The 21,848-nt window shown below is 38.6% G+C and carries 16 protein-coding genes and 1 pseudogene; 11 read left to right on the top strand and 6 right to left on the bottom strand.

Annotated features, from left to right (window positions below; translation table 11 throughout):
• The first annotated feature begins 26 nt into the window (after window positions 1-26).
• The 4 genes from CZ225_RS06635 to CZ225_RS06650 are packed head-to-tail and all read left to right on the top strand — an operon-like array spanning window position 27 to window position 8,842.
• The gene (locus CZ225_RS06635) at window positions 27-3,020 is read left to right on the top strand and encodes a SusC/RagA family TonB-linked outer membrane protein (RefSeq protein ID WP_083714600.1); all 2,994 of its coding nucleotides are present in this window, start codon (window positions 27-29) and stop codon (window positions 3,018-3,020) included.
• 16 nt (window positions 3,021-3,036) lie between these two features.
• Entirely contained in the window at window positions 3,037-4,695 is a 1,659-nt protein-coding gene (locus CZ225_RS06640) for a RagB/SusD family nutrient uptake outer membrane protein (protein ID WP_077153459.1), read from the top strand.
• A gap of 34 nt (window positions 4,696-4,729) precedes the next feature.
• A complete protein-coding gene (locus tag CZ225_RS06645; RefSeq protein WP_077153460.1) occupies window positions 4,730-6,979 on the top strand; it encodes a glycosyl hydrolase family 28 protein in 2,250 nt (749 codons plus the stop codon).
• A 12-nt stretch (window positions 6,980-6,991) separates the two neighbouring features.
• Window positions 6,992-8,842: a beta-N-acetylhexosaminidase gene (locus tag CZ225_RS06650; protein ID WP_077153461.1), complete on the top strand. Its 1,851-nt coding sequence runs from the start codon at window positions 6,992-6,994 to the stop codon at window positions 8,840-8,842.
• A gap of 11 nt (window positions 8,843-8,853) precedes the next feature.
• Here CZ225_RS06650 and CZ225_RS23645 read toward each other — a convergent pair.
• The 5 genes and pseudogenes from CZ225_RS23645 to CZ225_RS24860 all read right to left on the bottom strand — a co-directional run.
• Window positions 8,854-8,997: pseudogene (locus CZ225_RS23645) on the bottom strand (IS982 family transposase); the annotation flags it as partial.
• Window positions 8,998-9,337: 340 nt separating this feature from the next.
• Complete coding sequence (locus CZ225_RS06655) at window positions 9,338-9,835, bottom strand: cupin domain-containing protein (protein ID WP_077153462.1); 498 nt, start codon at window positions 9,833-9,835, stop codon at window positions 9,338-9,340.
• Between the two features lie 184 nt (window positions 9,836-10,019).
• A complete protein-coding gene (locus CZ225_RS06660; RefSeq protein WP_077153463.1) occupies window positions 10,020-10,667 on the bottom strand; it encodes an HU family DNA-binding protein in 648 nt (215 codons plus the stop codon).
• Window positions 10,668-11,047: 380 nt separating this feature from the next.
• Entirely contained in the window at window positions 11,048-11,950 is a 903-nt protein-coding gene (locus tag CZ225_RS06665; RefSeq protein ID WP_077153464.1) for a 6-bladed beta-propeller, read from the bottom strand.
• Between the two features lie 53 nt (window positions 11,951-12,003).
• On the bottom strand, window positions 12,004-12,111 hold the full coding sequence (locus CZ225_RS24860; RefSeq protein WP_394334018.1) for a 6-bladed beta-propeller: 108 nt from the start codon (window positions 12,109-12,111) through the stop codon (window positions 12,004-12,006).
• 451 nt (window positions 12,112-12,562) lie between these two features.
• Here CZ225_RS24860 and CZ225_RS06675 point away from each other — a divergent pair, with 451 nt between their 5' ends.
• The 5 genes from CZ225_RS06675 to CZ225_RS06695 all read left to right on the top strand — a co-directional run bounded on the left by CZ225_RS06675 (window position 12,563) and on the right by CZ225_RS06695 (window position 18,397).
• Window positions 12,563-13,822 carry an ISAs1 family transposase gene (locus CZ225_RS06675; RefSeq protein ID WP_234982984.1) on the top strand — a complete coding sequence of 420 codons (1,260 nt, stop codon included), beginning with the start codon at window positions 12,563-12,565 and terminating at the stop codon, window positions 13,820-13,822.
• A 292-nt stretch (window positions 13,823-14,114) separates the two neighbouring features.
• A complete protein-coding gene (locus CZ225_RS24255; RefSeq protein WP_234983011.1) occupies window positions 14,115-14,942 on the top strand; it encodes a transposase in 828 nt (275 codons plus the stop codon).
• A 264-nt stretch (window positions 14,943-15,206) separates the two neighbouring features.
• The gene (locus CZ225_RS06685) at window positions 15,207-16,631 is read left to right on the top strand and encodes a DUF6734 family protein (protein ID WP_077153466.1); all 1,425 of its coding nucleotides are present in this window, start codon (window positions 15,207-15,209) and stop codon (window positions 16,629-16,631) included.
• Between the two features lie 36 nt (window positions 16,632-16,667).
• Complete coding sequence (locus CZ225_RS06690) at window positions 16,668-17,411, top strand: C40 family peptidase (protein WP_077153467.1); 744 nt, start codon at window positions 16,668-16,670, stop codon at window positions 17,409-17,411.
• A gap of 38 nt (window positions 17,412-17,449) precedes the next feature.
• Window positions 17,450-18,397 (top strand): hypothetical protein, encoded by a 948-nt coding sequence (locus CZ225_RS06695; protein WP_077153468.1) that lies wholly within the window; start codon window positions 17,450-17,452, stop codon window positions 18,395-18,397.
• 415 nt (window positions 18,398-18,812) lie between these two features.
• Here the strand turns inward: CZ225_RS06695 and CZ225_RS06700 are convergent, their stop codons facing one another.
• Complete coding sequence (locus CZ225_RS06700) at window positions 18,813-19,493, bottom strand: hypothetical protein (protein ID WP_077153469.1); 681 nt, start codon at window positions 19,491-19,493, stop codon at window positions 18,813-18,815.
• Window positions 19,494-19,882: 389 nt separating this feature from the next.
• On the opposite strand from CZ225_RS06700, the gene CZ225_RS06705 reads away from it, so the two are divergent.
• Entirely contained in the window at window positions 19,883-21,109 is a 1,227-nt protein-coding gene (locus tag CZ225_RS06705) for a sensor histidine kinase (RefSeq protein WP_077153470.1), read from the top strand.
• A complete protein-coding gene (locus CZ225_RS06710) occupies window positions 21,109-21,837 on the top strand; it encodes a LytR/AlgR family response regulator transcription factor (protein ID WP_077153471.1) in 729 nt (242 codons plus the stop codon). Before CZ225_RS06705 ends, CZ225_RS06710 begins: the two co-directional genes overlap by 1 nt.
• The last annotated feature ends 11 nt before the right edge of the window (window positions 21,838-21,848 follow it).

Here is a 21,848-nt window from a genome sequence, read left to right on the forward strand (position 1 = left end):
TTTGTCAAATCAAAACAGAGATTACAATGAAAAGATTCAATATATTAATTATGTTCATATGCTTCTCGTGCTTTTTAAAAGCGCAGCTATTGCCTGTGAACGTGTATGTGGTGGATGAACAGAACAATCCCGTATCAGGGGTAGTGATGAAGATTTCCGGTAACGAGAATGAAATTTTCACTACGGACGAAAAAGGTATCATTCATTTCCAGGCAGAGCCGGGGACAGAAGTTACTTTCTCGCAGTTTAATAAAATGCTTCGTAAGCTAACAGTTAAAGATAAAGACGTACATGTTCGTCTCGACCGGAATGCTCGTTTGCTGGAGGTGGGATATGATGAAAAGATAACCAAAGAGAATACAGCTTTAGCAGTTAGTGGAGTCACTGCCGAGGAAATGCAAATATCCGGGCAGTCCAACGCAATGAATACCCTGTATGGATTGATTCCGGGTTTAACTGTCCTGCAAAGAGAAAATCAACCTTGGAATGTCACGCCATCTGTCTATATTCGTGGTAGAGGCTCGTTTGGAGGCAATAGTGTCATTGTATTGGTAGATGGAGTCGAACGTGATATTTCAAACATACATCGCGATGAAATAGAGAGTGTGACTGTGCTGAAAGATGCTGCCTCATTGGCGTTGTATGGAAATAGGGGAGCTGATGGAGTAATCTGTTTTACAACAAAACGCGGAGGAGACTATAAACTACGGACACAAGTTGATTATAACTTTAGCGTACAGACTCCGTTCCGAATTCCCGAAATGGCAGATGCCCCTACTTATGCGAATGCTCTGAATGAAGCATTGGAAAATGACGGACTGGCTCCCAGATATACTCAGCATGACATTCGCACAATGATGAATGGAGATGGAGGAGGATTGCTTCCGAATGTAAACTGGAAAAAAGAACTGTTGAGAAAAGCCGCTTTCAATCATGATTTGAATTTGTCCTTCGACGGTAATAGCCAACGGATGCGTTACTATGTTTTTGCAAACTATACAAGTAACCGCGGACTTATGAATAATACAAATCTGAACGACGGATATTCTACTCAGGTGGAGATGTATGCTCTTAAACTGCGGACGAATCTGGAAACTTACATAACTCCTACTACGGTTGCCCGGATGAATTTAATGGGACGTTTGCAACAGTATCAGCAACCGATTTCGGGTACTGATCTGGGATATATGTATAATACTCCGTCAGCTGCTTTTCCTATAAAGAGTCCTCAAGGAGTATGGGCACAGAACTGGCAGTATAGAAATCCTTTGGCAGAGAAAACGGCAAGAGGATATGGTGTCTTGTTACAGCGTACTTTATTCGCAGATCTGACCATTGACCAGGATTTATCTGTTATAGCAAAGGGTCTGTCGGCACAACTTCGTATAGCTTATGATAATGGAGCTGAAATAAATGACTCGAAATCGAAAGATTACGCCTATTACAATACGACTCAGATTTTTAATGAGTCGGGCAATGTTTCGGACATTCTTTATTCAAGATATGGTAATGATACGGAACTTAGTTTTAATAATGGGTCGTTATCATGGCAGGTGATGCGGACTACGATTTGGGGAAAGGTTGATTACGTGAAAAGTTTTAACCAACATTATCTGAAAGCAGCGGGTATATACAGTCAGGGAAAGGCAAAATACAGAGGAGCCAATAATACTTTTATGTATCGGGATTATATATTGAATATGGAATATAATTATGACAACCGTTACATCGTGAATGGAGTTCTTTCTTATTCAGGTAGTGCTAAACTGTCTGCGGGTGATAAGTACAGACTCTATCCGGCTGTTTCTGCTGCATGGATACTTTCGAATGAGAAGTTTATGAGTAATTTGAAAGCCATTGATTATCTCAAACTACGTGCTTCGTATGGTATAGTCGGTATGGATGCCCGTCTCTCCTACGATATGGACAAACAGTTTAATGGTAGCGGACAACAATATATTTTTGTAGGAACTGTTATAGAGTCGGGTATGGCTCAGGGTGGACTACCTTCTGTAAATGTGGAGCCGGAGAAAGAATACAAAGCGAATGTCGGACTGGAATTCGGACTTTGGAAAGGTCTTTCTGTCGAGTTGGATGGCTTTTATAATCGCCGAAAAAATATTCGCGTTTCTTCGGGTGGCTCAGTATCTACAGTACTTGGAGTGGGAGTGCCCGATGTATTTACCGGTGAGGTAAAGAATTATGGTGCTGAATTCTCACTGGGATGGAAACAGCAAATACGTGATATGAGTTATTCCATTCGGGGTAATGTTGCTTATGCGAAAAATGAAATCATCAATATGGAGGAAGAATATCATCCGTATGCTTATATGAATCAGACCGGACAATCCATTGGGCGTTTTTACGGACTGGTTGCCGATGGGCTTTACCAGAAGAGTGACTTTGATGCCAACGGGAACTTGAAATCCGGAATCCCGACCTCTTCTTATATTGCCAATTTAAAGCCGGGTGATGTAAAGTATAAAGATTTGAACCGTGACGGGAAAATAGATGACTACGACAATTGTTATCAGTTAAGAAACCAGCTACCTGAGATTTATTATGGATTTACATTGGGAGCAAATTATAAGAATATTGGGTTCAATGCTTACTTCCAGGGGGTGGCTCGTTCTACTGTAACTACCAATCTGAGTAGTATTTATCATCCGTTGTATGGAAATGATAAAAATATTTCCAATCATTACTTGACAAATTATTGGTCGGAATATACTCCCGAAGGTCGTTATCCTCGTTTGACAACCTTGTCTAACAACAATAACTATCGTGGCAGTTCTTTATGGACCGAAAAAGGAGATTACCTGAAATTGCGGACACTGGAAGTTTATTATAAGATGCCAACCCGGTTTATCAAAGGTATGAAAATGAGTGAATGCAGATTCTTCTTTAAAGGTCTGAACCTGTTTTCCATTGACCATGTCGGCGTAATGGACCCGGAATATATCAGTATGGGTTATCCTTCGATGCGTAGTTATCTGCTTGGTGTGAATGTGCAGTTTTAAATAAAATAAGTTACTTATGAAAAGATATATATTTATTTTAACCGGTTGCCTGTGGCTCGCTACTTCTTGTAGTGACTTTCTTGAGCTGAATGAATCTCAGTATCATACAGTAGAATATCAGTTCTCAACTTTCGGGGATGTGAAAAAAGTGGCGACGAATGTGTATGGATATGTTCAAGATGGGTTGGCTGACGTGGGAAACACTATGAGAGATGCGGCCACAGACGATGCTGTCTATGCTTGGGAAGTAAACAGTTTGAAAACATATTATGACGGTAGTTGGTCATCTATAAACTTGATTGACGATCAGTGGTCTCACTATTATTCTGCAATCAGTGCGGCTAACTACTTTCTAGAGAACTGTCCATCGGATTTTCCTGCAACTATCTATCAAGAGAACTATAAGGAGAAGATGGAACAACTCAAAAACTATCCTTTGGAGATCAAAGCATTACGCGCTTACTTTCATTTTGAGTTATTAAAAAGATATCGGAATATTATAGTAGTGGATCACACCTTGTCCGTTAAAGAGGTGAACGATTTGAAACCATCTCCTTTTGACCAGGTAGTCAGTTGGATTGTTAATCAGTGCGATGAGGTCATACCTTTGCTTCCCGTTACCTATGAAAATACAACGAAAGGAGAAATAGCACGTACCACTAAAGGAATGGCTATGGCTTTGAAAGCCAGAATTCTACTTTACGCTGCCAGTCCTTTGAACAATCCGACGGATGATAAAGCCAAATGGCTAAAAGCAGCAGAAGCCGCCAAGAACATTATTGATGCCAATATCTATCATTTGATTAACGAAGACGTAGTGAATAATGCAGCAGCGGCAGGATTGATTTTTGGAAAGTGGAATTCGCCCAGCAACAGTTTTGAAGGGTCTAATTTCCCAATGGGATTTGAAGGAGGTTATTCAGGAGTTTGTCCGTCGCAAAACTTAGCCGAAGCGTTCGACTTAATTGACGGAAGTCCTTTTGACTGGAATAATGAGAATCATCGCAAATTTGCGCTTGAAGTAGATAAACGTGATCCTAGGTTTCAAAAGACATTACTTTCTAACGGAGTATCTTTCAAAGGTGAAGTCATAGAAACGTTTCTGAATGGAAAGAATGGTTTGCCTATGGAAGGAGCTACTCCTACCTCTTATTATTTACGTAAGTTGCTCAGAGAAGAAACAAGTTTGATACCCGGAAGTACAACCAGCTATCAACACATCGTTCCTTTGTTCCGGTATGAAGAGGTTTTATTGAACTATGCAGAAGCACTTTTGGAAGCAGAAAAAAATCCTACTTATAAAGGAAAGCAGGGAGAGGTGGATTATCAATTATCTCCGTTAGAAGCTGTCAATCAGGTGAGAAATCGGGTAGGAATGCCTGGATTGCCGGATAATTTGGATTATATATCGTTCCAGAAACGTCTGAGAAACGAACGTCGTGTGGAACTGGCATTCGAAGGACACCGTTTCTGGGATATTCGCCGATGGAAAATAGGGAAGGACACCCAAAAAGTATATGGTCTGACTCTGACGGCTAAAGGTGACGGTACATTGAATATAGAACGCACATTAGTGCATGACCGGATATGGGAGGATAAGATGTATTATTATCCTATAGCGGATTTTGAACTCTTTAATAATAAGAATCTGACTCAGAATGATGGCTGGAAGTAACACCGTCAGGATAACCTGTTTAAAATGTAGAACGATGAAAAATAGTATTTTATTAGTTTATTTCCTTTTTCTGGTATTTGCTTCAGCTTCCTGTAAAGAGGATGATACAATGACAGTAAATGCGCGGTTTGACGAACAGACGGGGTATGTTCCGCAAGAGTTATCTTCCTGGGCTCATGCTATGTTTATTTTTGATAATCACTCCTGCACCGGATTAGAGATGGCTCCCGATAAGGCTTCTTTGAAGGATATGCCGATTGAGGCGGGTAACAGGGCTACCGTAATTGCTTATGAAAGTGATAAGAACCTGAACTTCGGAAAAGTCGGGTCCGGTGGTGCTTCTACCGACTATTATGTATCATTGAAAGATATCAATGGAAATATTCCGCAGATATGGATGGAACATATTCCTTTGAATCAGGTTGCCAACGGTTTTGCCATGAAGCCACTTACCTCTATGATAACTGTGAATCTGCTAAATGCTCCGGAAACGTTCGAACAGATCTCGTTTTCTTTGCCGGGTATGACGGACGCATTGTATTTGTCGTCGGGGAAGGTTGAGGCATTGAATACTATACAGGATAAGCAAATCACTATAAAAAGTGGAGAGTCGGGTATCAAAAAGGCCGTTTTCCCGATGTTGAAGACGGACGGGAGCTGGGTACTTACTTACAAACTGAAATTGCAGGATACCACATTAGAAGGTACTCTTGAAGTTTCTAAAGGAATCAAGGCGGGGCAGACACTGGAGTTAAATGTTGATTTCTCCAAATATCTTTCGGAAAGTTTGTACACGCTGGCATACCGATATACGGCTTATCATGCAGATCTTTGGACTGAACAGAAAGAAGAGTTTTTCAGGCTGTGGCCGGGTGATGACGCATTCAAGGATAAGAACAAATATTATAATGTGTATGTATTGCAGGACAAACGTTGGAAAACGGTAGACGTACGTAATACATTATGTTCGGACGGCCCGAGACATCATGCTGAGATCTGGAACGACTGGGATAATTCCAAGATGCTTCGTGATACGATGTGCTATGCCAATTTTATCGATGAGTTTAAAGGTCCGGTGAAGATACGAGTAGAAAAACGTACAGGCGGTAAATTCAGTAGCTTTCAGGTACGTCCGAGTTCGTATGCCATTCAGCCCGTAGAATGTGCAAAGAACACCATCGAGTTTACGTTGCCCGATTGGGAATCGAGAAAAGTTTCTGTTGAGTTTGATGGAGACAGATATCATAATTTGTTCTTGTTTCCTAACCGTCCCGATACCAACAAACCGGATGTTACAGCCTCTAACGTAAAATATTACGGTCCAGGAGAACATCATACCGGACCTATCACTTTACTTGAGAATGAGACACTTTATATAGACGAAGGTGCTACTCTTTATACCGAGAAACTGTTTGTCAGAGGTAACAACGTAACCATTACGGGTAGAGGTATACTTTCGGGCGAAAAGAATCGCCACTGGGGGGAGGATTATGCCAATGGGGATATCTTGATGTCCGTACAGGGGCAAGGGGTAGGACTGAAGAACTTCACTTTGTCCGGCATTACGATCATTGATTCGCCAAGTTGGGCTGTAGCTATTTGGAATACAGATAATGTGATGATTGATAATATCAATCTTATTTGCTGGATTCTCAATGGCGATGGAATTGATCTTTGTAGTGTGGTGGGTGCTACAGTCAAAGACTCGTTCATACGTACGTACGATGACTGCATTACCTTGAAGGTCCGCTTTAACAATGATCCGGAGACAGATACTAAAGACATTTTGATACAGAAATGTATTATCTGGTGTGATTATGCCAGAGGCATTATTGTGGGACCGGAGTGCGGTGATTGGACATGGGGTACAGGAGGTATCAATAACTGTTTGATTGAAGATTGTGTCGTACTCGAACAATCGAATGGTGATGGTGACTTCAGGGCTGCTTTATCTGTGGTCCAGCAAGAACAGCATGGCGGTGGGGCTGCTCCGATGAGAAACATTACATTCCGCAATATCTTGATTGATGATATTCAACCTACAGGTCGCCCTATTTGTGTGGAACAAACCCAACAGAAGAATGGATGTACGATGGAAGATATACTGTTCCAGAATATTACGATCAGAGATAAGTCCGATGGTAGATATAAGTCTACTGTGGTGACCAACAATAGTTGGATATCCAGACTCACCTTTGATAATGTCACTTATAATGGAGTGAAAATATTGGGAGAAGGTGATCGGCTACATATTTCAGGTAATGCGGAAGTGTTTTATAAATAATAGGTGAAGGTTATGAATATAATATCGTCATTCCGTTTGGAAAGTAAGAAGCTTTGTGTGCTATTTGTCTTGAGTTTGTCATTATTGTTTGCTTGTGCCCCTGAGAGGGCACAGGTAAACTTGATTCCCCAACTGGTAAGTATAAAGCAGAGTAAAGGTTATTTTAAGGTAGACAGTGTGAAAGCGGCGAAAGAGGGGATCGAATCATATATTCATTGTACGATTGACTCTGCTTTGAAGGAGATAGGAAATGAAGGATACCTATTATCTGTAACTCCTGAAAGAATAGAATTGTCAGCCACTACTTCCACAGGAATCTATTATGGTAAAAAGACTCTCTATCAATTGCTGACTTCCCAAGGGATACCTTGTATGGAGATCAAAGATTATCCGCGTTTTCAATATCGTGGAATGCATCTTGATGTCTCAAGGCATTTCTTTTCCAAAGAGGAAGTCCTTAAATTACTGGATGAAATGTCTTACTATAAAATAAATACGTTTCATTTTCATCTGACGGATAATGGCGGATGGCGTATTCAAATAGATAAATATCCGAAACTGACTTCTATGGGATCCTATCGTACAGAAAAAGATTGGTTGAAATGGTGGGATGGAGATGTCAGGGAGTTTGTGCCGGAAAACACTCTTGGTGCTTATGGTGGTTATTATACTAAAGAGGATATTCGTGATATTTTGCAATATGCGGCAGAAAGGCATATCAATGTAATTCCCGAGATAGAGTTTCCTGCTCATTCCGATGAAGTGTTTGTTGGGTATCCGGAACTTTGCTGTATGGGGAAACCTTATACTAGTGGCGAATTCTGTATTGGGAATGAAAAGACATTTACTTTTATGGAAGATGTACTTTCTGAAATAATAGAGTTGTTTCCTTCTAAATATATCCATGTTGGAGGAGATGAAGCGCGGAAGACTACATGGAAAACCTGTCCTAAATGCCAGGCTCTAATGAAAAAGATGAATATGAAGAGTCTGGATGATCTTCAATGTTATATCATTCAGAAGGCAGAAGCCTTTCTTAATTCGAAAGGCAGAACGATGATTGGCTGGGATGAAATATTAAAGAACGATTTGGACTCTTCTTCCATTGTGATGTCTTATCGTGGACAACGGGGAGCGATCATGGCAGCTAATAAAGGATTTCGAGCTGTGATGACTCCGGGAGAAGTGTTATATTTTGATTGGTATCAGGCAGAACCGCGTACTCAACCACAAGCTATGTATGGCTTTTCTCCTATAAAGAAAATGTATTCTTTCAATCCGGTTCCGATAAATGCTGTCACATCAGCAGCCAATGAGGAACTGGTACAGTCGAAACCGATTTCTTCGGATACGATGATTTATATATTTCCGGAAAATGCTCATAAGATCATTGGAGTACAAGGATCTACGTGGGCAGAATTTATACCGGACGAAGAACATCTGGAGTATATGATATTTCCCCGCTTGCTAGCTGTGGCGGAAGTGGCGTGGACATCACAGGAAAACAGGGATTGGCAGTCTTTTAAATGTCGTGTCAATACCCATATACCTCAATTAAAAGTAAGGGGGATACGTCCGTTTACGTTATCTGATAATGTGGAATTAACTACTCGTATTATATCTGATAGCGAGGAAGTTGAAGTAACTTTGGACGCAGAGAAAGTTCCGGTAGAGATTCATTATACTACGGATGGTTCGGAACCTTGCATACATTCTGCTATTTATGAACAACCTTTCTCCTTGAAGAAAGAGGCTATGGTGAAAGCTGCGATTTTTAAAGGGATTGAGAGACAGGGAAAAGTATTAAAGAAACATGTCAGTCTGTCGGAAGAAATAAAGAACTATTATGAGTATAGTGATTAGCTCCCGAATGCTTCTTTATCACTCATACGATTGGGCTTGTAACGATGTGTACGTTTCTTATCTCCAATCATGTGTTTTTCCTGATGGGATGTAATTTTTTTGCAGAAATCATCTACTATACAATAAATTTCCATAACTTTAGGCTCTGTAAACATAGTGATAATTGTTTAAATGTTATGGTTTCGCACTATAACATTTAAGACTTTTATTACTATGTTCTTAATAATCAGATGAATATTTATTTGCTTATATCTAATTCACGTTATATTAGTTATTATGAATAAAAATACAGTTTTCAAGGTGTGCTTGTTTTTAACTCCTATCCTTTTCTTTTTGCTATATTACTTGATTTTTGATAATAGTGCGGAAGCACTAAAGAATAGGGTAATAGGAGCTTTTTTTTCTGGTTATGGATTGAGTATAGGCTTATGGTTACTTTACAGAAAACGGTGTTAGAGTGGCTCTCAATATTATTTTTAGATAATACTGCTTAAATTACTTTCTTGTCAATTCCATTATTTCTTTTTTGTAATCAGGATATTCGGAAAGTAATAAGTCTCTATTTGCCAACTCAAAGTCTTCAAATTCGAATCCCGGTGCTACGGCACAACTAACCAAGGCAAACGTACTTGGCTCTTTCAATCGGGCAGCAAACCAAACTCCCGGTTCTATTGTCACTTGCAATACTCCACTGTTCTGATCAGATAATTCCCGACACACTAATAACCCTTTCTCAAAGGAATATATCAATAAAGGTGCACCTTTATGAAAGAACCAACTCTCAGGTGACTTGATCCGATGAAAAGCTGAGAAATCATTTTTCTCTAACAAATAATGAATAGTTGTCATGACTCGTCGCCTAGCTTCCCATCCTTCCATTGATGTCCATTCCTCTGCCCGATAGACCTCTCGGTAGTAACCGCCTTCCGGATGAGGTGTCATTTTCAGATGAGTAATCCAATATGCGGCGTGTTGTTCTTCATTGTTCTTCATAATGTTTTATATGTCTGGTTTACAAATGTATATACTATTTTTCTAATCTTATTTTAATTATTTGTATGCATACAATAGAAAAAAGACGTTTTTCTCTATCAACCTATCACCATACTTCTGCATCCCTTTATTCATCGGGTTTACAAGAGGTGATAGGTTGTAAAGTAATCTATCACTTCCTCTATCACCTATCACCACTATCTTGTTGATTCCTTTTTATATAAACTCTGTGCGATCCTATCCCGTCAATTCCTATTCCGGATTCCGGTTGATGTGCCCATTGTCTCAATTCATTGGTAGCTGCGGTCTGTAATAAACCGGTTATCCTTCGGTATTCCCGAACTGTTAGGAAAGGATGATTGTCGAGATATTTTAAGGCTAATGCTAGTCGTTGTTCCGTGGTGTACTTTTGTGACGAACTTTGTCTTTTCCATGGTGCTCTCTCCAGATGACATCTTGAATTGATGTTTCTTATCATCGTTCTATCTACCCGGAAGTTCACCTTTCCCACTACAATACTTTGCGCGTTACGATGTTTACCTCCCTCTTCTGCATCTTCTCTCTCTTTGCCTTCGCATAAAGCGAGGGACGGAGTGAATGTTCCTATTCCATCTATTTTCACAGAATATCCATTTGCCATTAGATATGCCATTTCTATAGATGCCTGAAGAAATATTCCTTCAATATCCCCTGCACTGAATCCACTCACATCCTCAATTCTCTTTGCCAATTCTTTGGTGCTCATTTTCTCGATCCGTGCAAACTTCGGATAGGTCACTTTTTTGCCCTTTTTGTGTATGTCGGGCATCTCTTCCATAATGTATCGTGCCATACTCTTTCTTTCTTTCTTAAAGTATTAATAGATATTTCCTGTTGTATTAATGAAAAACTTCCTCTTATCTAATAGCAAACTTCCTCTCATTTAATAGTAAAGTTTTTCTCTATTAAATATAAACTATAAACGCAAGTTTTGTTTGTATAAACTCAACTTGCGTTTATATAAATGAAACTTGCATTTGTACAAACAAAACTTTCGTTTATAGATTGATAATAGGCAAAGATAAGTTTTCTATTTGGGAAAAAAAAGTTTTCTGACGGAGAAGAATAACTTTTCTATTAATAGATAACATACTAACAAGTATGATTCTGATTAATAATGCAATAGGAATGTCGATACTAATTGTAGAACGGCACACACTACTATGAGGGATTCTATCGTTTTTTCTTGAAAGTACACTTTACCAGTAATGGATTTGACTCCTCTGTAATATTATGATTAATCAACATTTTAGAAAACTCGTTGTTATCTTTACACATTTCAATAAATTGCTCTGGTGAAATGAGAAAATAAAGAGCAGCTTCGTCCATAGCGAAAAGTGTATTCAAATTATCAACATTAATCTGAGATAAAGAATTGATATCATCTTCTAAAATATTGCCTATATGATTAACATCGTTTGGTATGGCATGAATACTCCAAAAGCATTTTTTATCTAAAAAGAAAGATAACAAGATATGCTCTTTATTCAATGAGAAGTTATTAACAAAATAAATATATTCCCGCTTATTAGCTTCTATGGAGAATTCCATTATGTCAGACAACTTATGCTTATAAAACTCTTCAGGAACAGCATGTTTACCAAAGTCAAGTATATAGGTGTTTTGTGTAGATAATTTATTGTTTGTAAAATAAATATTCTGAGAAGTACATGAGAAGAAAAAGACTCCTTCTTCTCTATTGACAAAATTATTACCTTCAACGACAAAGAAGAAATTAGAAAGATCTGAATCGATAGGAAAATGTTCGTTTATGATCTCTCCCTTTGTTGCATCGAAATGTATAACTTTAGATGTTGTTTTGTCAGAGACTAAATTATTATTATAAAACCAGTAGTCTGATTCACCTCTTTGGGTAAATGAGAAAGACATGAATGGCAAGGATAATGAACTTTTATATTGGCCATTCAGGTCATATTTCTTAATTTTCTTTCCATTCATATCCAATAATTCAATAACTCCCGTCTTTTGGTCTATGTAGGTGTCATATAACGATTGGTAATCTTCCGGACCATTTCCTAATTTGGATAACTGAAGTTCAGTATGACCATTCTGCATATTGAATAAGTAAGTGATTTATCACTTAACAAACAAACCTTATTATCAAATATTCACAAACGTTCCACTATTCCAACTAATGAGGAATCTGTCGTTTCCAGAGGTATGTATTCTACCTGTTCAAAGATTTTTGGAAAAGTGTAATTTTGATGATTTAGCAACCTCTATCTTAATTGTTTTTTCACTCAAATCTTGTTCTTTCTTAGATGAATAACATGAGGAAAGAAAAAATGTGATACATAATATCTCAAATAGATGTAATTTCATATTATTAGAATTAGTCCTTGTTTAAAAATCAAGTTTAAACTAAAAAGAGTGTTTTTCTATTCTGAAAGAAATGATTATTTTGAGTTACCAAGCTTAAAATAATAATGTATTCAACGGATCTAGAAGAAATACATTGGCAAGTTATCAAGAATATATTGAACTTGCAAGAAAGGAAACGAAAATATGATTTACGTGACACGGCTTTTTCATTTAAGAAATATTGTTCATCGCTTGTTGTTGTAATAAAAATCCTTATATTCGTGCGCAGCGATGCTGAAGCACCGCCTTAGGTGTTTCTTCTTATCGTTCATTTTTATTTTTTTATAGGCGGAATTCAATAGTGGTATGATGTTTCTATTGTCTTCCGCCTTTGTTTTTGCGACAGCAAAAATACGATTTATTTCCCTGATATACAACTTTTTACGCATAATACTACTAAAGAAGAAACACCTTGACTGTCTTCGTGGCAGCATCCTGACTCATTTGAGAAAATTTGTATCCTCAGTCCCTGAATACCGCAGAACAAGCAGGGGAAACTTCAAGCACAAACTTGAAGACATACTCATGCTTGTCATATTGGGGAGACTCAGCAAGTGTATTACCAGGGCTGAAATACTTCAATTTGGCAAACATCACTTAAAACGCCTGCAGGGGAAAGGGCTATTCCCGTATGGGCTACCCTCAGCAGCTACGCTTTGCCGTGTGTTTCAAAGCATAGACGATGAAAAGATGGCTGAGCGCATGTCTGCTTTTGCAGATGTTTTCCGCAAGGAAATATCCACTACGGCAACTGATATCATTTGTATTGATGGCAAGGCCATGCGGGGTACCTTGTACGACAACGGACGTAACCCTGATATCGTCTCTGCCTACTCACTTGGTTCGGGCCTTACTTTGGCTACTGATATTTGCAAGGAGAAAAGTAATGAAATCAAATCCGTGCCCCGGTTATTGGACAAACTAGACGTGTCAGGATGTGTAGTCACAGCAGACGCCATGTCATTCCAAAAGGTAATAATAGACAAGATTAGAGATAAAGGAGCAGACTTCGTGATCGAACTCAAGGCGAATCAAAGATCTTTGCGCTATGGACTTGAAGATTCTATAAAGACCGCCACCCCGACTGATGTCTACAAGGAAGGTCCATACTTGGAACACGGCAGGATTGAGTCAAGGATATGCCGTATATACCGTGGGGAAGAACTTATTGTGGACAGGGAAAAATGGAATGGCAATTTGACAGTTATAGAAATAGTCACATCTACCGAAAAAAAGTCCGATGGCAGGAGTACATCTGAACAGCGACTCTACATTTCAAGCCTGGATAGCAGTGCAGAGCGGCTTAGTCAGATAACCAAACAGCATTGGGCTATTGAAAGCATGCACTGGGATCTTGACCGCAATCTCCGGCAGGACAGCATAAAGCGTAAGGCTGAACGGGCGGCCAGGAATCTGGACACAATTCAAAGGATGGTGTTGGCATTGATTGCCGTTTGGAAGAACAGAAGGAAAAAAATATCAGATAAGCAAAAGGGTACAGCTGAGATAATAAGGGAACTATCGGTAAGCTTCACTAACGTGTTGCATTTTTTGGCTCAAAAATGAGAAAAATTCAGATTTGACATATTCGTAACGCATTGATTACCAACAACGGGATACCCGCCCATGCCGCACTGGCATGGGTAGGGGGATTGTACCCCTAAATCAAAACTTAAATGAAAAAGCCGTGTTTACGTGAAATATGGAATGTTATTTTCTATATAGTGAAAACAGGTTGCCAGTTCTTTCATATACAGTTTATATATAACAATAGTTCGTTAAGTTTTGAATTAACAAATAAAAAGTAGGTCAAGTCCTACCGATTCATTATATTAAGGGTTCCTACATCCTGAAAAAAATGAATCAGAACGAACTTGACCAATATTTAGAACTAATACTCATTGATATGGACCTTCATACCTGCTTCCATTTGGAGGCTGTTCAAACACCACCGACGAAAACACTGGAGCAAGTTAAATACGCATTAATAGATTGGTATTTACATGTGCTACGTACACGCAAAGAAATACTTCAGCGACTGACAAACTATGTGTTTGCGGATGCCTACTTCTCCAAATCCACTTTTGTGAATGGCGCACTTGAAATGGGATTTCATGTAATCAGTCGATTTAGAGATGATGCCTATTCCCAGTATCTCACCACAGAGCAGCCTAAAGGTAAAAAAGGGTGCCCTAAATTATATGATGGTAAAATCGAGATGAAACATTTGGAAGAGGACAGATTTGAAATAATCAATTTGGAGAATGGGCAAGGACGTATTCTTTCAGCAGTAGTTCATTCACGTTCATTGAGTAGAGATATACTGTTGTGCATTTGGGGAAGTGAGGATAAGAAAGTACGTAAACTATATTTCGCAACTGATACTCAAATGAAGGCGATAGATGTTCTGGATTTTTATAAAACACGCTTTCAAGTCGAATTTTGTTTTAAGGATAGTAAGCAATTCACAGGATTGACAAATTGCCAAAGTCGGGATATTGATAAGCTTCATTTTCATATCAATGCTTCAATGACCACCGTAAATCTGGCTAAAGTCAAAGCACTGGAGAAAGGAACAGTCTTATCAATGGCTTCGGTGAAAGTGCTATGCCACAATATTTTTCTCATGCAACGATTTATTTCAGTGTTAGGCATTGAACCGAATCCAGAAATCTCCAGTGTATAACAGGATATGGATGCTCATTATTTTCGCATCATTTATATGGCTATGTTTGTTTATATAGTTGCTTTTCTCATGTCCAATTATAATTTTTTTTAATTGAGATGTAAATTCTTTGCAAAAATTGTCTGTCCTGCAATAAATATCTGTAACTTTATCCTCTGCGAACAAGTCGGTAGTCGTTATATATTTAATACATTTATCGCTATGTTCTTAATATTCAGCTAACTATTTATAAAATTATTTCGAACTCGCATTAATTTAATTACTATGAGAATTGTACAGACTTTTTGGACGGCGAATAATTCACTTTTGGAGAATGGATTTGGGTGGCCTCATCCGCAGTATCACTTGATGTCATGGGCGCTAAGTTGTCTGAGTCTGCGTGAAAACTATAATAACGTGGTCTTTTATACAGACAGTAATGGTTATAAAGTCTTTATTGAGTTGCTGAAACTACCTTATACGGATGTGGTGGTTCAGTATGACGATTTGTCATGTCCCGACATTCATTGGGCTTATCCCAAGATTTTTACTTATTCTTTACAGAAAGAACCTTTTATCCATGTGGACGGTGATATACATCTTCCTTGTCGGTTGGACGCTTCCATAGAGTCTGGTGCATTAATCGCTCAAAATATAGAGATGGGCACTCAATATTATAAGAATATGATGAACGATCTCTTGCGTAGGGACTACCGGATGCCGGAATTCTTGCATAAGGTTTTAGAACGTGATGTCATTCCCTCTTATAATGCCGGTTTCCTGGGTGGCAACGACCTTGATTTTATACAGGAGTATTGCCGGATTGCTTTTCAGTTTATAGACGACAATGGCTTGCTTGATTTTCATAGCCGTAATCTTAGTGTAAACAACAATCTTTTATTCGAGCAGACTCTTTTTGCCGCACTTGCCGAAGAGCGTGGCAAAAAGGTGACGAGTGTCCTTGATATGGTAGTTCCGGATAATGGCTATGATTATTTCCGTTTCTGTGATTTCTATCGGTTCGAGGAAGTTAAGTTTCTGCATCTGTTGGGTGGACATAAACGTAACCTGCGCATCTGCGAACTGCTTGGCAAAACTTTGCTCAACCGTTATCCTGAGTATTATAAACGCATCGTGGAACTTTTCCCACAAAACAACAAGCGCTTAGGTAATGTCAAACAGACACCTCCGGATATGACAATACAGAAATGTATCGCATTATATCAGGATTATTTGTGTGACCGCATTGCCGAGTGGAAAGAGCTACCTAACACTATGCTTTACGATTGGGAGAAGCGGCTTTCTGCCTATCCCCGTTTTATCAATGCTGATCGTGAACGGCAGTCTGCTTGCATTATCGGTAAGAATCCTTATGCGTCTGTGTTTGAGATACCCCATAGCTGGCTTGATTTGGCTAAACATCTGCTAAAAGAACGCGTAAGCCGCGAACGTTGTGGCAGAAGTGCGGATGTGGTATGTGCGCCTTGTTTGTTGGGTGAGGGATACAAGGAAGCGTTGTTAAGTGATTGGGGGTATAATATGCTGGCTTTGCTGGATAAAGAAATGAGTTTTGGTGAATTACTTTCCGAATTGCGAACTTCTCTCTCCTCGGATATCCGAAACAATGAAGAAGGTGGTTACCGTTCGGTGTTGGCAGAACTGGAATATTTGTGTTATAATGGTATCGTTTATATAAAATCAGAGAAATAACAACTTTTTTGTCTAATATTTTAAAATAAGAGTTTTATGGAAACAAAAAATGAAAATCAGAGTAAAAAAACTAAGTTGAAAGAAATCAGCCAACTTTCTCCGGATGCACAAAACTATAGTTATGGTTCTTGTGGTTGCGGATGCGGATGCGGATGTGGATGTGGAAGCGGTTGGGAAGGCGGTTTTGGAACAGGACCTGATGACTGCATGTCACAGGAGTTATTTTTTAAACTTAGTGATAGCGGTGCTTTAAAATCGGAAGTTTATGTGTGTGGCTGGGGATGGACATTGCCCGGTGTAACAACATATGGTTCCAGTAGTTCTGGTAGTATTTCTGGTTCATGTGGTAGTTGCGGTTCATGTGGTAGTTGCGGATGTTGCGGATGTTGTGGCTGTTGTGGTTGTGGATCTCTTTTGGGAGAACAAGCCTTACTTCGGGCAAGAGAATATGAAGGAACTCCCTATCTTCCGGGAGGTATGTCTAAGGATGGTATGGATTGCAGCGGTTTGATTTCGGTTGCATTCCAATTGCCTGGACGTTGGAATACAAAAGATAGCTTGGTCCCTTACGGATTTGATAAGATTGCTGCAACCAAAGATAATATTTTATCTGTGGCAAAACCCGGTGACGTACTGGTTTGGACTGGTTCCCATGCAGCTTTCTATGTTGGTGGAGAAAGAATTTATCATGCCCACTCTACCGGTGTGGGGGAAACCGGTGATTTAAAGCTATATTGGCTTAAGGCTAAAGGTTGTCCTGTCGTTTATAGGAAAAGATAAATAATTTGATACATTCAACTTACATTAAATGATTTCTTATGAAAAAGGTATTTTATTTGATTATATCTTTATTGTTGTTTGCGTTTGAGCCGTTAGCAGCCCAACGCGTAAACGAGCGTTATCCGGTCATAAGTTACTGGGACTTCAAGTATAGTGATTCCGTTGATTCGGTGGACTGCCGTTACACGGTAAATCATAAATTGTTTCTTTCCGGATTCGATACTGACGGCAAGGGTACATTTTATTTTGCTGGTGGCTCCCCGCTTCGTGTTTCGTGCTTTAAAGGTACTACGCTGCAATGGCGACGCAAGGTATCTGATACTTACACCACACGCGGATTGTTTCGTTTGCGTGGCGATAGCCTGTACCTTGTGCACGACCGGACACATGAACTCATCATTATGAGTAAGGACGGCAAAGGTGAAGTGCGCCATGTAAAGCTGGCGACAAATGATATATTTGAAGGTGTGATGCACGATAATTACTTTGTCATTAGAGGTGAAAAAACAACGGATTCAACCAAAACGTATGATTGGGAAAACTATAAATTAAGTTTCTTCAATTACCAGGGAAGATTGGCGTGGACGGATGTAACGGATCGTCTGTATAGCGATAATATGATGAGACCTATGCCAAATACTCCGCATATTGATGAGTATTCGACAGATTTAATAAGGTATGCGGGTCTGTTCCGGGATATGCACCTATTTGTTGATCTGGCTGCGAAACGTTTCTTTTTATTCGATTTAAACGGGAAAAAAATATATCGCATGATTGAAGGTGATTTGTTTTATGACGTGCTTCCTTTATCGGTATTTACTGATGAGATAGATCAAGAGGATTTTTTCTCTTCTCGGGAAAGTTATATTCTTCGTGGTACGCACTATTACTATGCGGGTTATAAACCGAAGGACAACCATTTTATAGTGGTTGATATCGATCTAGACAAGATTTTTCCAGAAGCTGTAAATTGGTATAAAAAATGACGGTATGTATTCCGATGGCTTAAGTATAGCAAGCATTATACGAAGATACCCGACAGGGAAACAAGTAGGTCAGGTGCTTGCATACATATTGCAGACAATAATGTATGAACGCAGGAACTTCAGTAGTTGGATGAGGGATGGACGAGCACCGGTGTTCCTACATTATTCATATGGTTAGTCTTGTTACGATACTTGCTTTCCGTATCCTCAGTGATGAATCTTTCTAACCGGATGCAAATTCTTTGTACAAAGTGTCAGTCCTACAATAAATATCTGTAATTTTATTCTCAGTAAACATAGCGGTAATCGTTTAAATGTAATATTTGACACTATTATATTTAATACTTTTACCACTATGTTTTTGGTTTGTTTAGAAAATCAAGTTTAAACTAAAAAGGGTGTTTTTTATTTGAGTTTATAGACTAAGTCCAAATACAAAATAAACTTGTTCCTCATAAGGATTAGCGATCAGCTTTCCGAAAATAGGCAGTGAGAAGTTGGAAGTAATCTTTAATTCTTTAGTGGCTGAAAGTCCTACATTGACTACATTGAATTTGTTGGAATACATACCGTCCCAAGGAGTGAAGCCGGCTTCGATACTCATACTGACATCTTTTACACTGAATGGGTAACTCACTTCACAATAGCTCGACCATGCACGTTTCTCATTCTCGCGATAGTCGTTACCGGCAAAGACAGTATACCAACTGATAGATAAAGGAAGTTTTTCACTAAGCATATATCCGGCACCAATTTCAAATGTATGGCCGGTAGAATGTGAATTGTAATTGAAATATTTGAAAGGCTCTTCTTCCGTTTGAGTAAAGTAGTTGTTGGCGTAGAGAGTTAGGTTCTTGCACTCATACTCCAAAGACAAGTCTATTTCATTATTTTTGTTTCTGAATTCAGTTGATCCCCAGGCATAGGCAGTCAAACCTTTCCAATTGACACCGAGAGAAGGTTGTACACAGGCATTTCCACTGTCCATACCTCTCCATATATAGCTGCTGACAAAATCAGCATTAATAAAAACATCCTGTGATTGTGCGGAGATAGCACAAAAGAGGATTACAATAAGTGTAATAGTTTTCTTCATTTTGTCGATTGGTAGTTTTCGGACAGCAAAGATATAGATTAATAGTTAAATAATGATTAAGAGTAATAAAAAAGGAGTTTCATAATAAGAAATAGCTGCCATTTTGTTCTGTTATCACTTTAGGAAAGTAAAAAGAATTGGTCGTTACGAGCAAAAGTTCCTGTGATTCAGCGTAGCGAAGAATCTCTTCTTTTTTCTTTGATATACATTCTTGATATAAATGTAATGAGGACATTGTATGTCGAATAGCTCAGTAGGAAAGGGATGTTCGAACTAGGGATGGTAAAATATGTAGTTTACCGTTGAAATCTTTCCTTTAGTCGATTCTTTTTGCAGGCAAGTTTCAACGGTTTTACTTTTGTATCCATAACTTGGAACCATGAATAATCATGCAAAGATTGCGTAAACAACAATGGTTAGAGCAGAGTATTTATGCAATTCTCTGGATCGCAGTTTTTCTATTCCCGCTGATAGGAGCATATTTTGCTGTTAGTGGAGGGGGAGAAAGAGAAGAAGTACGCGAAATGGTTCGCAGTTCTTGGTTGGCTTTACTTCCCTTTTTAGGACTTTTCTTGGTGAATAATTATGGTTTGCTCCCTTATTTTTTGTTTAGAAAGAAACATTTAGAATATGTTATTTCTTTAGTTTGTACTGTCATTGCTATTTCTTGTTTTGTTCCTGTGCCTATGGGAATACCGTTTGAAAAAGGAGATCGGATGGCAAAAGAACGTGTGCTAACAAAAGAGCAACTTAGAAATCAGATAATAAAACATCGGGAACGAGTGCGGGAAATAAATAATGCACATTGGAATTCTGAACAAGATATCAGTGAAGAGAAAACCCAAATGGAACCTCAACCTCGTGTGAGGGAAGATAGACGGCCGGTTTCATTGATGAAACCGGCTCCTTTTCCTCCTTTCTTCATTCGTTATCTGATTCATATTGTTACTGCTTTTCTGATCGTTGGTTTCAACATTGCAATCAAGCTTTTCTTTAAATCCGTTCGGGATGATGAACACTTGAAAGAATTAGAGAACCAGCGTCTGCAATCGGAATTGAAATATCTTAAATATCAGATTAATCCACATTTTTTTATGAATACACTTAATAATATTCATGCATTAGTGGATATTGATAACCAAAAGGCAAAAGGATCTATTGTGGAACTTTCTAAATTGATGCGTTACGTACTCTATGAGGCGAGTAATAAAACTATTCTGTTGTCTCGTGAAATTCAGTTTCTAAAAAACTATATTACATTGATGAGCCTTCGTTTCACAGATAAGGTCTTTATAAAGGTCGATTTTCCGACAGAAGTTCCTGAAGTACAAATACCTCCTTTACTTTTTATCTCTTTTATTGAGAATGCTTTTAAACATGGAGTCAGTTATCGTAGGGAGTCTTTTATCCATGTTAGTATGCAACTGGAAGAAGGAAATCGTATTTCATTTCGTTGTGCTAACAGTTGCGGTGGGATGGTAAATAAAAAAGATCATGGTATCGGGTTGGAGAATATCCGTAAGCGATTGAGACTTCTGTTTGGCAATGATTATACTCTTTCCATTACTGGAAAGGAAGATGAATTTGATGTTCTACTATTAATACCTTTATTATAATGAGATGTATTGCAATTGATGATGAGCCGTTGGCATTGACACAACTATCGGATTATATATCCCGCGTGCCTTTTCTTACTTTGGTAAAATCTTGTCAGGATGCTTTCGAAGCGATGAAATTATTATCTGAAGAAGAAATAGAACTGATTTTTGTAGATATTAATATGCCTGATCTAAACGGGCTGGATTTTATACGTTCTTTGATTAATTGTCCGATGGTGATATTCACTACGGCTTATTCAGAGTATGCAGTAGAGGGGTTTAAACTTGATGCAGTTGATTATCTGTTGAAACCGTTTGAATTCCAGGATTTGTTGAAGGCAGCGGATAAAGCACGCCGTCAGTATGAATTCCGTATATTGGAACAGCAGGGAGAATTAGGGAATACTTCCCAGGTTAAAGGTGATTCGTTGTTTGTGAAGAGTGATTACAAAGTCGTTCGTATTGATATAAAGAATATTCGGTATATTGAAGGAATGAGTGAATATGTTCGTATTTTTGTGGAAAGTGAAGATAAACCGATTGTTACTCTTTCTAGCCTTCAGAAAATGGAAGAACGGCTTCCCTCACATTTTATGCGGGTCCACCGTTCTTATATTGTCAATCTTCATAAGATAACTGAAGTGTCCAGGCTTCGTATTATTTTCGATAAAAATACATATATTCCTGTAGGGGATAATTACAAGGACAAATTTGCGGAGTATATCAGTAAACTCAGCCTCTCCTGAATACTTCTGTT

It is taken from the genome of Bacteroides bouchesdurhonensis, from assembly GCF_900155865.1.
GTDB lineage: Bacteria > Bacteroidota > Bacteroidia > Bacteroidales > Bacteroidaceae > Bacteroides > Bacteroides bouchesdurhonensis.

Excerpts from the sequence above, each read along its gene's own strand:
- CZ225_RS06685 (WP_077153466.1), top strand. The coding sequence starts at position 15,207 with ATGAGAATTGTACAGACTTTTTGGACGGCGAATAATTCACTTTTGGAG.
- CZ225_RS06650 (WP_077153461.1), top strand. The coding sequence starts at position 6,992 with ATGAATATAATATCGTCATTCCGTTTGGAAAGTAAGAAGCTTTGTGTG.
- CZ225_RS06660 (WP_077153463.1), bottom strand. The coding sequence starts at position 10,667 with ATGGCACGATACATTATGGAAGAGATGCCCGACATACACAAAAAGGGC.
- CZ225_RS06665 (WP_077153464.1), bottom strand. The coding sequence starts at position 11,950 with ATGCAGAATGGTCATACTGAACTTCAGTTATCCAAATTAGGAAATGGT.
- CZ225_RS06675 (WP_234982984.1), top strand. The coding sequence starts at position 12,563 with ATGATGTTTCTATTGTCTTCCGCCTTTGTTTTTGCGACAGCAAAAATA.
- CZ225_RS24255 (WP_234983011.1), top strand. The coding sequence starts at position 14,115 with ATGAATCAGAACGAACTTGACCAATATTTAGAACTAATACTCATTGAT.
- CZ225_RS06645 (WP_077153460.1), top strand. The coding sequence starts at position 4,730 with ATGAAAAATAGTATTTTATTAGTTTATTTCCTTTTTCTGGTATTTGCT.
- CZ225_RS06690 (WP_077153467.1), top strand. The coding sequence starts at position 16,668 with ATGGAAACAAAAAATGAAAATCAGAGTAAAAAAACTAAGTTGAAAGAA.
- CZ225_RS06640 (WP_077153459.1), top strand. The coding sequence starts at position 3,037 with ATGAAAAGATATATATTTATTTTAACCGGTTGCCTGTGGCTCGCTACT.
- CZ225_RS06700 (WP_077153469.1), bottom strand. The coding sequence starts at position 19,493 with ATGAAGAAAACTATTACACTTATTGTAATCCTCTTTTGTGCTATCTCC.
- CZ225_RS06635 (WP_083714600.1), top strand. The coding sequence starts at position 27 with ATGAAAAGATTCAATATATTAATTATGTTCATATGCTTCTCGTGCTTT.
- CZ225_RS06710 (WP_077153471.1), top strand. The coding sequence starts at position 21,109 with ATGAGATGTATTGCAATTGATGATGAGCCGTTGGCATTGACACAACTA.
- CZ225_RS06655 (WP_077153462.1), bottom strand. The coding sequence starts at position 9,835 with ATGAAGAACAATGAAGAACAACACGCCGCATATTGGATTACTCATCTG.
- CZ225_RS06695 (WP_077153468.1), top strand. The coding sequence starts at position 17,450 with ATGAAAAAGGTATTTTATTTGATTATATCTTTATTGTTGTTTGCGTTT.
- CZ225_RS06705 (WP_077153470.1), top strand. The coding sequence starts at position 19,883 with ATGCAAAGATTGCGTAAACAACAATGGTTAGAGCAGAGTATTTATGCA.